This window comes from Micromonospora sp. WMMC250, assembly GCF_027460215.1.
In the GTDB taxonomy this organism is placed as follows: domain Bacteria; phylum Actinomycetota; class Actinomycetes; order Mycobacteriales; family Micromonosporaceae; genus Micromonospora; species Micromonospora taraxaci.
The window spans coordinates 3669471-3682815 of sequence record NZ_JAPZBJ010000002.1 but is presented as its reverse complement, the minus strand read 5'-3'; the positions used below and the strand labels follow the sequence as shown (position 1 = coordinate 3682815).

Below are 13345 nucleotides of genomic sequence, written 5' to 3'. Positions count from 1 at the left end.
GCGAAGCGGAGTGACGGCATGAGTGATTTGATCAAGATGACGGCGTCGGAGATCGCGTCCCTGGTCGCCGGGGGCGAGACCTCCGCCGTCGAGGTGACCCAGGCCCACCTGGACCGGATCGCCGCCGTCGACGACCGGGTGCACGCCTTCCTGCACGTCGACTCCGACGGCGCGCTCGCCGCGGCCCGCGCGGTGGACGAGCGCCGGGCAGCCGGCGAGGAGTTGGGCCCGCTCGCGGGTGTGCCGGTCGCGGTGAAGGACGTGCTCGCCACCCGGGGCGTCCCGACCACGGTGGGGTCGAAGATCCTGGAGGGTTGGCGCCCGCCGTACGACGCGACGATCGTGCAGCGTCTGCGTGACGCCGGCACGGTGATGCTCGGCAAGACCAACATGGACGAGTTCGCCATGGGGTCCTCCACCGAATACTCGGCGTACGGCCCGACGCACAACCCGTGGGACCTGACCCGGATCCCGGGCGGCTCGGGTGGTGGCAGCGCTGCCGCGCTGGCCGCGTACGAGGCGCCGCTGGCCATCGGCTCGGACACCGGCGGCTCGATCCGCCAGCCCGGCGCGGTGACCGGCACCGTGGGCGCGAAGCCCACCTACGGCGGCACCTCCCGCTACGGCCTGGTCGCCTTCTCCTCGTCGCTGGACACTCCCGGCCCGTGCGCCCGGAACGTGCTCGACGCGGCCCTGCTGCACCAGGTGATCGGCGGGCACGACCCCCGGGACTCCACCTCGATCCCGCAGCCGGTTCCGGATGTGGTGGCGGCGGCGAAGCTCGGCGCGACGGGTGACCTGACCGGCGTGCGGCTCGGCATCGTCAGCGAGTTCGTCGGCGAGGGCGCCGAGCCGGGTGTGATGACCGCGTTCCGTGAGTCGGTGGACGCGCTGACCAAGATGGGCGCCGAGGTCGTGGAGATCTCCTGCCCGACGTTCGCGTACGCGCTGCCGGCTTACTACCTGATCGCCCCGAGCGAGTGCTCCTCCAACCTGGCCCGGTTCGACGGTGTCCGGTTCGGCCTGCGGGTCGGCGACGACGGCAACCGGTCGCTGGAGGAGGTCATGTCGCTGACCCGGGAGGCCGGCTTCGGCCCGGAGGTCAAGCGCCGCATCATGATCGGCACGTACGCGTTGTCGTCGGGTTACTACGACGCGTACTACGGGCAGGCGCAGAAGGTCCGGACGCTCATCACGCGGGACTTCACCGCCGCGTTCGAGCAGGTCGACGCGTTGATCTCGCCGACCACCCCGTCGGTGGCGTTCCCGATGGGCGCGCGGACCGCCGACCCGTACCAGATGTACCTGGCCGACCTGTACACGATCCCGACCAACCTGTACGGCGGGCCGGGCATCTCGGTGCCCTGCGGGCTCTCCGAGGGGTTGCCGGTCGGACTGCAGGTGATGGCCCCGACCATGGCCGACGACCGGATGTACCGGGTGGCCGCCGCGCTGGAGTCCGCCATCGGCACGTTCACCCCGCCGGCGCTCTGAGGGCGGGCGGGATGCTGACGCGGATCGAGATCGACGGATTCAAGTCTTTCCGTGATTTTTCGTTGGACATCCCGCCCTTCCTCGTGATCATCGGACGGAATGCGGCAGGCAAGTCAAACCTGTTCGACGCCATCCAGTTCCTCGGTCGACTGGCCGGCGACCCGGTCCTCGAAGCCGCTCAACACATGCGTGGCGACATCGTGGACCTCTTTCACAAGCACACCGACGGATCCTCGGTCGAGGTGATGTCGTTCGCCGTCGAAGTGCTGCTGGACAGATCGGTCACCGACGCGTTCGGCGACACGGCCGAAGTCAATCATTCGCGACTTCGCTACGAGTTGACGCTTGAACTCAGGTCGACCGGTCACAGCGGGACGCAGCGGCCGTATGTCGTCAGTGAGGCGGTTCGGAGAATCCGGCGGGCCGACGACACCTGGGTCGCCCGGTTCGACGCCGAGCAGCGTAAGCGGTTGGCGGCCTACCGCACGGGTGCCGATCCGTTGGAGACGGAGCAGGACGAGCAGAACCGGCCTGTCTTCAGCATCAGGCAGCAGGGCAATCAGGGGCGTAAGCGTCGCCTTCCCGCGACGGCTGCCACTGCAACCGTTCTGTCCAGTCTGACCACGGCGACAGACTTCCCGCTGCTGTACGCGCTCAAGCGAGAGATGCAGTCGTGGCGTCTGCTGCACCTGGATCCCAGCGCGTTGCGCGCCCCTGATTCCTACGATGACCCCGACGGCCTCGCCGCTAATGGAGGTCACCTGGCCAACACGCTGCGGCGGTTGGCGGATGAGACCGGCAGTGACGACAGGCCGGAAGGGGCGCTGAACGACCTGTCCGCCGACCTGGCCGCCGTCATCCCGGGTGTCATCCGGGTTCGCCTCGCTGAGGATGAAGCCCGCCGGCAGCGGCAGGTGGAAGTGCTGACCCGGGAGGAATCGCCATTCTCGGCCAGGGTGGCCTCGGACGGCACCCTCCGGGCGATCGCCCTCCTGGCGGCACTGTACGACCCGAGGGGCGCCGGTCTCATCTGTTTCGAAGAGCCTGAGAACGGCATCTTTCCGCAACGGCTGGCGCAGTTCGTCAGGTACCTCCGGAACCTCGTCGAACGGGCCATCGACGCGAGAACCGAGGGCGCTGCTCTGACCCAGCTCATCCTGAGCAGTCACTCGCCGGCGATCCTGCGGGCGTTGGAACCCGCCCAGGCCCGGACGCGAACCGACGCCGTCTTCATGGACGTTGTCAGTCGCGTCCAACGCGGCCAGGCCCGTAGTCGGGTCAGTCGGTGGAGATCGATTGCCGGGGCTCAGCAGCTTACGATCGACGACGCGTTTGATGTCGGAAGCGTGGTGAGCCCGAGGGAGATTGCCGAGTTCGAGGTCATGGCGGAGTTGGACAACTGATGCGTTATCTGACCTCCGCGTTGGTCTCCGAGGGCGTCACCGACGATCAGTTTCTTCCCAGGTTGCTTGCCAGGGCGTTGACCGAGATCTGCTTGACCGAATTTGAGGACGCGGTCGAGGTGGCTGACATCCAGCCGTTACGCGACCGAAAAGGCCCGTGCTCGATCGCTGATGTCGTCGGGCTCGTCGAGCAGAATCCGGCAAGCTTCTCCCTGATCTTCTTTCATCATGATCAGGGCGCCAACGCCGAGCGGACTGCCGCGGAGTGGCTGCGACCGCTGCGTGAGGTGTGGGGGGGAGCGTGCGGAGCAACTGGTAGCAGTGGTTCCGGTGCGCGAGACGGAGGCGTGGCTTCTCGCGGATGGTGACGCACTGCGAAGTGCTCTCGGCGTCAGGTGGACCGATGCCGAGATGGGGCTTCCTGCACAGCCGCGACTGGTGGAGCGAGTGGTCGATCCCAAGAGCGCGCTCAACAGCGTGATGGGCCGGGTGAGCCGCTCAACCACCGACCACTACGGCCAACTTGGCGAGTTGGTCTCGCTGGCTCGTCTACAGGGGGTGCCTGCGTACCAACAGTGGTGGAGTGACACATGCGATGCGCTGGTGCGCTTGGGTTACCGCTCGGCGTAACCTGAGGTCGGGCCGGCGAGGTAGCGGCGGGCCCGCTGGGTGGTGCGCCAGTGCTGGTAGAGCAGCACAGCCCAGGCCAGCGCGCCCAGCCCAGATGTCCAACGGGTGGACGTCCGGTCGGTGCTGACGGCGTTCAGCGTCTGCAACGCCAGGACCACACCGAGGGCCCAGAACACCCACCGTCGACGTACCTGCTGCTCGGCCTCCTTGCGGGCCAGCGCGTCGACCTGCGGGTCGGTGGTCGACCCGTCGCGCAGTGCCGCCTTCACCCGCCGGCGGCTGGCCAGGTCGGCGCCGTCGGACAGCGAAGAGTTCCTCGTCATCCACGCGTTGATCAGGAGGACGACGGCGACGGCCAGCGCCGCGGTCACCAGGAGGAGCAGCAGCCGGATCAGCGGGTCGCCGGCATCCCGTTCTCCGTCGGAGATCAGCAACCCGACGGCGAACGTGGCGGGGACGGTGGCCGTCAACAGCACCACCGCGGCCTTGGTCATCCGGCCTGAGCGCCACCGGGCGTCCATGACCTGTCCGGCCCGCTCATCGTCCGTCGGGTTGCCCGCAGTATTCCTTCTGGTCACCGTCGTCCCCGCCCCGCACGCCGTCGGTTCAGCAGACGCACTGCCACGTACCCGATCGCCACCGCCACCACCCCGGGCAGCGCCACACCGAGTACCAGCGCGGCGGCCGAGTCCGGGTTCCGGTCCTCTCCGGCGGCGAACCAGCTGATCAGGGTGACCACGACGGCCACCGCCCACACCGCGACCACAGCAACGATGACCGGCCGGACCCGCGCCTCTGACGCCTTCCCCGTATTCGTCATCGCCGTTCCCTACCCCGCCGTCGGCGACGCCACGCACCTCTGACGAAACCCGCCCGAGGATTGATCGGACAACCCCATTAGGCTGGACAGGTTCTGTCCGGATCGCGTCTGGAGCGTCTCATGACCACGACACTGCCCGCGTACGACGAGGTCGTCGCGCGCTTCGAACCGGTGATCGGCCTGGAGACCCACGTCGAGCTGGGCACGAACACCAAGATGTGGTGCGGTTGCCCGACCGACTTCGGTGGTGAGCCGAACACCCGGGTCTGCCCGGTGTGCCTGGGCCTGCCCGGTTCGCTGCCGGTGGCCAACAAGGCGGCGATCGAGGCGATCATCCGGATCGGTCTGGCGTTGAACTGCTCGATCGCCGAGTGGTGCCGGTTCGCGCGGAAGAACTACTTCTACCCGGACATGCCGAAGAACTTCCAGATCAGCCAGTACGACGAGCCGATCTGCGTCGACGGTTACCTGGACGTCGAGGTGGGCGGCGAGACGGTGCGGATCGAGATCGAGCGGGTGCACCTGGAGGAGGACACCGGCAAGACGCTGCACGTCGGCGGTGCCACCGGCCGCATCCACGGCGCGACGGAGTCGCTGGTCGACTACAACCGCGCCGGCATTCCGCTGGTCGAGATCGTGACCAAGCCGATCACCGGCACCGGTGCGCTCGCCCCCGAGGTGGCCCGTGCGTACGTCGCCGAGCTGCGCGACGTGATCCGGACCCTCGGTGTCTCGGACGTGCGGATGGAGGAGGGTTCGCTGCGGTGTGACGTGAACACCTCACTCAACCTGCCGGGTGCGGAGTGGGGCACCCGTACCGAGACGAAGAACGTCAACTCGTTGCGGTCGGTGGAGCGGGCGGTCCGCTCGGAGATGCTGCGGCAGGCGTCGGTGCTCGACGCGGGTGGTCGGATCACGCAGGAGACGCGCCACTTCCACGAGGACACCGGTGACACCACCCCGGGTCGCTCGAAGGAGACGGCCACCGACTACCGGTACTTCCCGGAGCCGGACCTGGTGCCGATCGCCCCGGACCCGGCCTGGGTCGCCGAGCTGAAGGCCGCCCTGCCGGAGCTGCCCCGGGTGCACCGGCGTCGGCTCCAGGAGCAGTGGGGCCTCTCCGACCTGGACATGCAGTCGGTGTTGAACGCGGGTGCGGTCGAGCTGATCGAGGCCACCGTGGCCGCCGGCACCACCCCTGCGGCGGCCCGCAAGTGGTGGCTGGGTGAGCTGTCCCGCCGGGCCAACGAGAGCGGCGTGGAGCTGGCCCAGATCGGTGCCACCCCCGCCCAGGTGGCCGAGCTTCAGGGGCTGGTCGACGCCGGCAAGCTCAACGACAAGATGGCCCGTACGGTGCTGGAGGGTGTGGTCGACGGTGAGGGCTCGCCCACCGAGATCATGACCAGCCGGGGCCTGGAGGTCGTGTCGGACACCGGCGCGCTCACCGCCGCCGTGGACGAGGCGATCGCCGCGAACCCGGGCATCGCCGACAAGATCCGCAGCGGCAAGGTCGCGGCGGCCGGCGCGCTGGTCGGTGCGGTCATGAAGACGACCCGGGGCCAGGCCGACGCCGCCGCCGTCCGCACGCTGATCCTGGAGCGCCTCGGCGTCCAGGGCTGAGACCCACCCGGAGTTGGCCGCCGCCGCGATCCGGCGGCGGCTCTTCGTCATCCCCTGCCGACCATGCGGCCACCCCGCACCCCTCGCGAGGGCGTCAACGGCGACGCCTGGATGGAGCCACCGTGACCCAGCACGACCTCGATGTCCTCGACGAGATCCAGCGGCGGGTGCTCTGGCTCGCCACCCGGATCGTGGACGCCGCCAACCACGACCGGGCCACCGGTGACGGTGTGAAGGTGGGCGGCCACCAGGCGTCCAGTGCCTCCCTGGTCACGGCGATGACCGCGCTCTGGTTCGCGCACCTGGACGCCGAGGACCGGGTCGCCGTGAAGCCGCACGCCTCCCCGGTGTTCCACGCCATCCAGTACCTGCTCGGCAACCTGGACCGGTCCTACCTGCCCCGGCTGCGGGCCCGTGGCGGCCTCCAGTCCTACCCGTCGCGCACCAAGGACCCGGACGAGGTGGACTTCTCCACCGGTTCGGTGGGGCTCGGCGCGGCGGCGCCGCTCTTCGCCGCCGCCACCCGGCGGTACGTCGACGCGCACTTCGGGGCCCGCCCGCACTCCCGGTTCGTGGCGCTGATCGGCGACGCCGAGCTGGACGAGGGCAACATCTGGGAGGCGGTCGCCGACCCCGCCACCACCGGGCTGGGCAACGTCATGTGGCTCGTCGACTTCAACCGCCAGTCGCTGGACCGGGTGGTGCCGGGCATCCGGATCAACCAGTGGCGCGGTCAGTTCGAGGCGGCCGGATGGCACGTCGTGGAGGTCAAGTACGGCCGTAAGCTCGCCGAGGCGTACGCCCGGCCGGGTGGCGAGGCGCTGCGCGACTGGATCGACGCGATGCCCAACGAGCAGTACCAGTCGCTGTTCGGGCTGGCCGGCCCGGCCCTGCGCAAGCAGTTCCTGGACGGCGCTCCGGCCGGGATCGCCGAGCTGATCGCCGACATCACCGACGAGGACCTCGGCCCGCTCGTCACCGACCTGGGCGGGCACGACCTTCAGGCGATGCTCGACGCGTACGCCCAGTGCGACGCGGTCACCGACCGGCCCAGCGTCGTGTTCGCGTACACCGTGAAGGGTTGGGGTCTGCCCATCGCCGGCAACCCGCGCAACCATTCCGCGTTGCTCAGCACCGAGCAGGTCGCGACGCTGCGGGCCGCGCAGGGCCTCACCGCCGAGACCGAGTGGGACCGCCTCGACCCGGCGTCACCCGCCGGGATCCGGGCCGGCGCCCGCCGGGAGGCGCTGTCCCGCGCGCCCCGCGAGCGCGCGCTGGGGGTCACCGTCCCGGAGAGCACGGGAGTACGCGCCAACAAGCCGATCTCCACGCAGGAGGTGTTCGGTCGGGTGCTGGTGGACCTGGCCCGGGACCGGGAGGTGGGCCGTTACCTGGTCACCACCGCCCCGGACGTGGCGACCTCCACCAACCTCGCCGGGTTCATCAACAAGACCGGGGTGTTCGCCCCCACCGAGCAGCGTTCCTGGACCGAGGACCGGATGCTGCGCTGGACCGAGAGCCCCGCCGGGCAGCACATCGAGCTGGGCATCTCGGAGATGAACCTGTTCCTGCTGCTGGGCCAGCTCGGCCTGTCCTGGGACCTGTCCGGGCAGCCGCTGCTGCCGGTGGGGACTGTCTACGACCCGTTCGTGTTGCGGGGCCTCGACGCGTTCCTGTACGGCACGTACTCCGGTTCCCGGTTCGTGGTGGCCGGCACCCCGTCCGGCATCACCCTGGCCCCCGAGGGAGGTGCCCACCAGTCCACCATCACCGCGTCGGTCGGCCTGGAGCTGCCCGGAGTGACGTTCCTCGAACCGGCGTACGCGGGCAGCCTCGACTGGTTGCTCTGCGACGCGCTCGGGCAGATCGCCGGTGGTTCGAGCCCGGCGGCGACGGCCGCGCCGACCGAGGACGGGGCGTACTACTTCCGGTTGAGCACCCGCCCGCTGGACCAGGCGCCGTTCGAGGCGGCCCGGGCCCGGCTCGGCGACGCGGTCCTGCGTCGGCAGGTGGTCGCCGGGGCGTACCGGCTGGTCGACGCGCACCAGGCGTACCCGCACCTGGTCGACGCCCCGGTGGTGCAACTGGCCGCCTCCGGCGCGGTGCTGCCCGAGGTGCTGGCCGCCGCGGCGGAACTGGCCGACGAGGGCGTCGCCGCGCACGTGGTGGACGTGACGTCGCTGGACCGGCTCTACCGGGCCTGGCAGCGCACCCTGCGACAGGGTGTGCGGACGGCCACGGTGCCGAGTGTGCCGGGCGCGCTGCGGTCCGCGTTCGCCGACCGGGTGCCGGTGGTGACAGTGCACGACGCGGCGTCGCACGCGATGGCCTGGCTCGGGTCGGCAGTGGGTGCGCCGGCGGTGCCCCTCGGGGTGGACGAGTTCGGCCAGTCCGGCACCGTCGCGGAGCTGTACGAGTTGCACGACCTGCTGCCGGGCAGCATCGTCAACGCGGCGCTGGCCGCCATCGCCCTGCGCTGACCGCCCGCCCTCAACTCGTCGGGGTCGGCGTCGGTGTCGGGGTGCCCGAGGGGGGCGTTCCGGCGGTCGGGTTCTCCACCAGGCGTCGTTCCAGGTTGACCTGGGCCTGCCCGGTGCCGCCGACGGTGATGGTGTCGTACGCCTGGAGCATCTTCTGCTGGTCGAAGTAGAGCACGCTCATCGACAGCGGGGTGGGCTTCTCACCCTCCAGGCCGCGCAGTCCGGCACCGCCGGTCGAGCCCTCCACCATCAGCGTGGTGGGCTGCTGCCCCGGCGCCTGCGGCAGCTTGGACACCTGCCGGGCGTGGGTGTGCCCGGCCAGCACCAGCGGGCAGGTGCCGGAGAGCGGGCCGGCCGATGCCGGGTCGTGCACGAGCGCGATGTTGACCGGTCGCGGTGCGGCGCGGACCGTCGCGGCGAGGTCGATGCCGGCGCCGACGACCTGGTCGGCCACCAGCGGGGTCAGCCCGCTGCCGGCCGGGGAGGTGTTCTTGTCCGGGGTGAAGCGCGGGTCGCCGATGCCGGCGATGGTCAGGCCGGCGACTGTCGTCGTGGAGTTGTCCAACACGATGGCGTTCGACTGCCGGGCCACCGCGGCGGCGGTCTTGTCGGAGTCGTGGTTGCCGCGGATGAAGACGTACGGCTTCTTGAGCAGGCTGATCGAGCCGACGAAGGACGCCTCCGGCTCGCTGCCCCAGTCGGTGATGTCCCCGGTGTCGATCACCACGTCGATGCCGAACTGCTCCACGACGGTGCGGATCAGCTGCCAACCGGTCGGGTTGAGGTGCATGTCGGAGACGTGCAGGACCCGGGTGGTGCCCGGGGCCGGCTCGTACACCGGTAGCGCCGAGACCGTGGTGTAGAGCTGGCTGACGTTGCCGACCAGGCGTTGCAACTGCTCGGCGTACTTGGTGTAGTCGTTGGCGATCCGGCGGGCGTCACCGACGATGGCGGGCGCGTTGACCAGCAGCCCTTCGTAGCGTGGTTCCTCGATCGCCTGGGGGCGCAGGGTGGCCGCCGCCGTGCCGAGGCTGCCGGCGGTGAAGACCAGCGCCAGCCCGCCCGCCCAGGCCGTCCGCCGGGAGTTCCGGAAGATCAACCCGGCCAGGATCAGGGTGACGAGCACCGACGCGCCGAGAGTCCGCAGGCCGAGCCGCATGATGCCGGAGCGGACGTCCTCCACGGCGCTCTGGCTCGCCCGGCTGATGCTGGCGGGGTCGTCGAGCAGCGCTTCGGTGCGGCCCTGGTCGAGTGCGCCGAGCCGCACGGTGAGGTGGGTCGGCCCGTCATGGCTGTCGAGCAGCAACGCCCCGAGCGGTGGGATGTCGACGGTGGTGCCGCCGTCCCGGGCGGGGGAGACGCTGAGGTTGGCGCGGAACGGGCCGATGTCGGTGTCCACCCGACCGCCGGCCAGCACCCCGAGCGCCGCCCCGACCAGGGCGATGGCGAGGACGGCGCCGATCAGCCCGATGCGCCGCAGCGGGCCGGCCAGCGCTGCCCACCGGCCGTTCGGGCGCGGCAGATCGCCGCCGGCAGCCGGGGTGTCCCGGTCGTCGTCGTGTTGCTCGTCGCGTTGCCCGTCCATGCTGAAAGTCTGACCTGCCCGTCGGAAGATCTTGGCAAACCTGAACGGATGGTGACGAACGTCAGCTGCGTCCGCCGTCGCCGCCGGCGAAGACCACCCGCAGGAGTCGGTCGTCGTCGCCGGCCGGGTCACCCCGCCCGTCGTGGTTGGAGGTGCCCACCCAGAGCGACCCGTCCGGTGCGGCGGCCACCGCGCGCAGTCGGCCGTACCGGCTGGTGAGCAGATCGGTGGGCTGGCCGAGCAGCGTACCCGTGTCGGTCAACTCCATCACCCAGAGGCGCTTGCCCCGCAGGCAACCGGCGACCAGCAACTGGTCAGCGGCGGCCAGACCCGAGCAGGACGCGTCCGAGGTCGCCCACTGCGTGATCGGGTCGGTGAAACGCTTGTCACCGGCCCGCCCCTCGACCTCCGGCCAACCGTAGTTGCCGCCCTTGGTGATCTGGTTGATCTCGTCCCACGTGTTCTGGCCGAACTCGACGGCGTACATCCGCTTGGCCGCGTCCCAGGTGAAGCCCTGGACGTTGCGGTGGCCCAGGGACCAGACCGGGGATCCGGGGTACGGGTTGCCGGCGGAGGGTTTGCCGTCCGGTGTGATGCGGAGGATCTTGCCGCCGAGGCTCTTCACGTCCTGCGAGAGGGGTCGTTCGCCCGCGTCGCCCGTGCTGACGTAGAGCTGCCCGTCGGGGCCGAAGCCCAACCCGCCGCCGTTGTGCACATTGGCCTTGGGAATGCCGGTCAGGATCGGGGTGGGCTGACCGCCGAGTTCCAGCCGGGCGACCCGGTTGTCCCGCGCGGACGTGTAGTAGACGAAGACCGACCGGTCCTGGGCGTAGTTCGGGGAGACGGCGATGCCGAGAAGACCGCCCTCGCCGGCCGCCGCCACGTCGGGGATCGTCTGTGCCGGCCGGACCCGAAGCCCGTCCGGCCCGGACTCCGGGCCGACCTGGAGGATCCGACCGTTGTCCCGTTCGGTGACCAGCGCACCACCGTCGGGCAGGAAGGCGATGCCCCACGGCACCCGCAGACCCTTGGCCAGGACTGTCGTCACCGCCTGCCGGGCGGCGGCGCCCGGGCTCGCCGACGCGGACGGCGTCGGCAGGTTGGGTGGCTCGCCGGCCGGGTCGGGCTCCGGCTCGCCGAAGCTGCAACCTGAGGCGAGCAGCAGCGCCGCGCAGGACGCCGCGAGGGTCGCCCGGAGGCGACGGACGCGAGGGTACGGGGGACGGGCTCTCACCCGGCCCAGGGTAGCCCGCCGGACCACCCGGTCGGGCCCGTCACGATCCGACGGGTGCCGGTGACCGGGCCGAAGATCCCCGGTGGACCACTCACCGTGCCCGTACGGCCAACAGCGCGGTGTCGTCCTCACGGCCGTGGACCGAGGCGAGCAGCAGGTCGCACACCTCGTCGAGGGGCAGCGTGTCGGTGCCGGTCAGCCGGCCCACCAGCTCGGCCAGCCCCTCGTCGATGGACCGGTCCCGACGTTCGATCAGCCCGTCGGTGTAGAGCAGCAGGGTGTCGCCGGCGGCCAGGCTGGTCGGCCTGCTGGTCCGCGGCGACGACCGGGCCAGGCCGAGCAGCGGCTCCGGCGCCGCCTCGAGGACCTCCACCGCCCCGCCGGCACGGACCACCAGGGCCGGTGGGTGCCCGGCGTTGGACCAGGTCACCTCGTGGACGCCGGCGACCTGTGGGCAGATCCGGACCAGCGTCGCGGTGGCCGCGATCGGCAGGCGCAGGCCGCGGATCGCGGCGTCCAGGTCACTCATCAGCGTGCCCACACCGTCGGGTCGGCCGAAGGCGTTGCCCCGCACCAGGTTGCGCAGCTGGCCCATCGCCGCCGCCGCCTCGATGTCGTGCCCCGCCACGTCACCGATGGTGGCGATCACGTCGCCGTCGGGCTGGACGAAGGCGTCGTACCAGTCCCCGCCCACCTCCACCTGGTCGGCGGCCGGCTGGTAGCGGGCCGCCAGCTCCAACCGCGGCACGTTCGGCAGGTGGGGCAGCATGCTGTGTTGCAGGACCTCGGCGACGTGCCGCTGCTCGCCGTACATCGAGCTGTTGCCGACGGCCTGGCCGGCACGGCGGCCGATCTCGACAGCGGTGAGCAGGTCTCGGTCGTCGAACTGCTGACGCTCCGCGCTGTTGACGAGGGTGATCGCTCCGAGCACGGTGCCGCCGACGCCCCGGACCGGCACGCTCAGGTAGGAGGCGATGCCGAGACGAGCGGCGATCGACACCATCTCCGGGTTGGTGGTGCCCTTCGCCACGTCGGCCAGGGACGCCGCGCTGCCGAGTTGGGGCTGGCCGGTCCGCAGGACCGACCGGATGATCGACGTCGGGCTCAGCCCGGTGCGCAGCAGCTCACCGAAGCGTTCGACGTCGGCGCTGCGGCCCGGGTCGCGGTGCACCGAGACCACCTCGCGGGGCCGGCCGGTCGGCCCGACCAGGGTGAGCAGGCACCAGTCGGCCAGCGGCGGCACCATGCTGGCGGCGAGCCGGCGCAACGCGGTGCCCACGTCGAGTGTGTCGGCCAGCGTCTCGCTCACCCCCGCCACCAGCTCCAACCGTTCGTGCGCCTGCACGACCCGCCGCTGCGCCTCCCGTGCGCCGTCGAGGGCGATCCGCAGCCGCAGCTCCGACGAGCACGCGGCGGCCAGGTCGGCCAGTGTCCGTAGTTGGGCGCTCGTCCACGCGCGGGGTTTGTTGTCGATGGCGCACAGCGAGCCGAGCACCCGGCCGGAGAGGTCGGTGAGCGGCATCCCGGCGTACGCGACCACACCGAGGTCGTCGATGGCCAGGTTGTCCCGCACACGCGGGTAGAGCTGGGCGTCCGGCAGCACCATCGGCACCTCGATGTCCACGACGTGCTGGCAGAACGAGTGGCTCAGCGGGGTCTGCCGGCGCTGCGACCAGGGCTCCGGCAACCCGACCGCGCCCGGGAAGAACTGCCGGTCGGCGGAGACCAGGGAAACCAGCGCCACCGGTACGTCCAGCAGGTCGCTGACCAGCCGGGCGAACCTGTCGAACGCCTCGTCCGGTACGGCGTCCAGCCCGGTGTCGTGCAGCGCACGCAGACGCGCCGCGTCGCCGAGCGCCGGAGGTGGTGGCACGCGCGAACGCCGGGCGTTGGCGGGGGAGCCGTCGGTCATCGAGCACCTGTCTGCCGGGGAGGACGACGGCCCTCCGACCTTTCGTTATACCTCTTCCCGGCCCGGATCCGACATCGCTGTGCCGAGTCTCGCTCGCCCCGACGGTCCGCGCCAGCCCACGGGTTACCCGATCCCCGCCGCGCCCACACGGGCCGCCGCGTCGGGGA

Annotated in this window: 10 protein-coding genes; 5 read left to right on the top strand and 5 right to left on the bottom strand. The window is 71.0% G+C overall.

All coding sequences use genetic code 11. The features are described from left to right. The first annotated feature begins 18 nt into the window (after nucleotides 1–18). The 3 genes from gatA to O3438_RS16140 are packed head-to-tail and all read left to right on the top strand — an operon-like array spanning nucleotide 19 to nucleotide 3265. Nucleotides 19–1494 carry an Asp-tRNA(Asn)/Glu-tRNA(Gln) amidotransferase subunit GatA gene (gene gatA / locus O3438_RS16150; RefSeq protein ID WP_269680732.1) on the top strand — a complete coding sequence of 492 codons (1476 nt, stop codon included), beginning with the start codon at nucleotides 19–21 and terminating at the stop codon, nucleotides 1492–1494. 11 nt (nucleotides 1495–1505) lie between these two features. Continuing rightward, on the top strand, nucleotides 1506–2897 hold the full coding sequence (locus O3438_RS16145) for an AAA family ATPase (protein WP_269680731.1): 1392 nt from the start codon (nucleotides 1506–1508) through the stop codon (nucleotides 2895–2897). Beyond that, nucleotides 2897–3265 carry a hypothetical protein gene (locus O3438_RS16140; protein ID WP_269680730.1) on the top strand — a complete coding sequence of 123 codons (369 nt, stop codon included), beginning with the start codon at nucleotides 2897–2899 and terminating at the stop codon, nucleotides 3263–3265. The genes O3438_RS16145 and O3438_RS16140 overlap by 1 nt, the downstream gene beginning before the upstream one ends. Before the next feature lie 246 nt (nucleotides 3266–3511). On the opposite strand, the gene O3438_RS16135 is transcribed toward O3438_RS16140, so the two are convergent. Both O3438_RS16135 and O3438_RS16130 read right to left on the bottom strand, forming a co-directional pair. Next, nucleotides 3512–4105, bottom strand: a complete 594-nt coding sequence (locus O3438_RS16135) for a hypothetical protein (RefSeq protein WP_269680729.1) — start codon at nucleotides 4103–4105, stop codon at nucleotides 3512–3514. Continuing rightward, nucleotides 4102–4347, bottom strand: coding sequence for a hypothetical protein (locus tag O3438_RS16130; RefSeq protein ID WP_269680728.1), 246 nt, complete (start codon nucleotides 4345–4347; stop codon nucleotides 4102–4104). The genes O3438_RS16135 and O3438_RS16130 overlap by 4 nt, the downstream gene beginning before the upstream one ends. A 120-nt stretch (nucleotides 4348–4467) precedes the next feature. On the opposite strand from O3438_RS16130, the gene gatB reads away from it, so the two are divergent. After that, nucleotides 4468–5967, top strand: a complete 1500-nt coding sequence (gene gatB / locus O3438_RS16125) for an Asp-tRNA(Asn)/Glu-tRNA(Gln) amidotransferase subunit GatB (protein ID WP_269680727.1) — start codon at nucleotides 4468–4470, stop codon at nucleotides 5965–5967. A gap of 122 nt (nucleotides 5968–6089) precedes the next feature. After that, nucleotides 6090–8447 (top strand): transketolase-like TK C-terminal-containing protein, encoded by a 2358-nt coding sequence (locus tag O3438_RS16120; protein ID WP_269680726.1) that lies wholly within the window; start codon nucleotides 6090–6092, stop codon nucleotides 8445–8447. A gap of 10 nt (nucleotides 8448–8457) precedes the next feature. On the opposite strand, the gene O3438_RS16115 is transcribed toward O3438_RS16120, so the two are convergent. From O3438_RS16115 to O3438_RS16105, 3 genes are all read right to left on the bottom strand, one after another. Further along, on the bottom strand, nucleotides 8458–10032 hold the full coding sequence (locus tag O3438_RS16115) for a metallophosphoesterase (protein WP_269680725.1): 1575 nt from the start codon (nucleotides 10030–10032) through the stop codon (nucleotides 8458–8460). A gap of 61 nt (nucleotides 10033–10093) precedes the next feature. Then, nucleotides 10094–11266, bottom strand: a complete 1173-nt coding sequence (locus tag O3438_RS16110; RefSeq protein WP_269680724.1) for a PQQ-dependent sugar dehydrogenase — start codon at nucleotides 11264–11266, stop codon at nucleotides 10094–10096. Between the two features lie 91 nt (nucleotides 11267–11357). After that, nucleotides 11358–13178: a SpoIIE family protein phosphatase gene (locus O3438_RS16105; protein WP_269680723.1), complete on the bottom strand. Its 1821-nt coding sequence runs from the start codon at nucleotides 13176–13178 to the stop codon at nucleotides 11358–11360. Nucleotides 13179–13345 lie beyond the last annotated feature (167 nt).

Coding starts and splice junctions, on each gene's coding strand:
- gatA (WP_269680732.1), top strand. CDS start 19: ATGAGTGATTTGATCAAGATGACGGCGTCGGAGATCGCGTCCCTGGTC.
- O3438_RS16145 (WP_269680731.1), top strand. CDS start 1,506: ATGCTGACGCGGATCGAGATCGACGGATTCAAGTCTTTCCGTGATTTT.
- O3438_RS16140 (WP_269680730.1), top strand. CDS start 2,897: ATGCGTTATCTGACCTCCGCGTTGGTCTCCGAGGGCGTCACCGACGAT.
- O3438_RS16130 (WP_269680728.1), bottom strand. CDS start 4,347: ATGACGAATACGGGGAAGGCGTCAGAGGCGCGGGTCCGGCCGGTCATC.
- gatB (WP_269680727.1), top strand. CDS start 4,468: ATGACCACGACACTGCCCGCGTACGACGAGGTCGTCGCGCGCTTCGAA.
- O3438_RS16115 (WP_269680725.1), bottom strand. CDS start 10,032: ATGGACGGGCAACGCGACGAGCAACACGACGACGACCGGGACACCCCG.
- O3438_RS16105 (WP_269680723.1), bottom strand. CDS start 13,178: ATGACCGACGGCTCCCCCGCCAACGCCCGGCGTTCGCGCGTGCCACCA.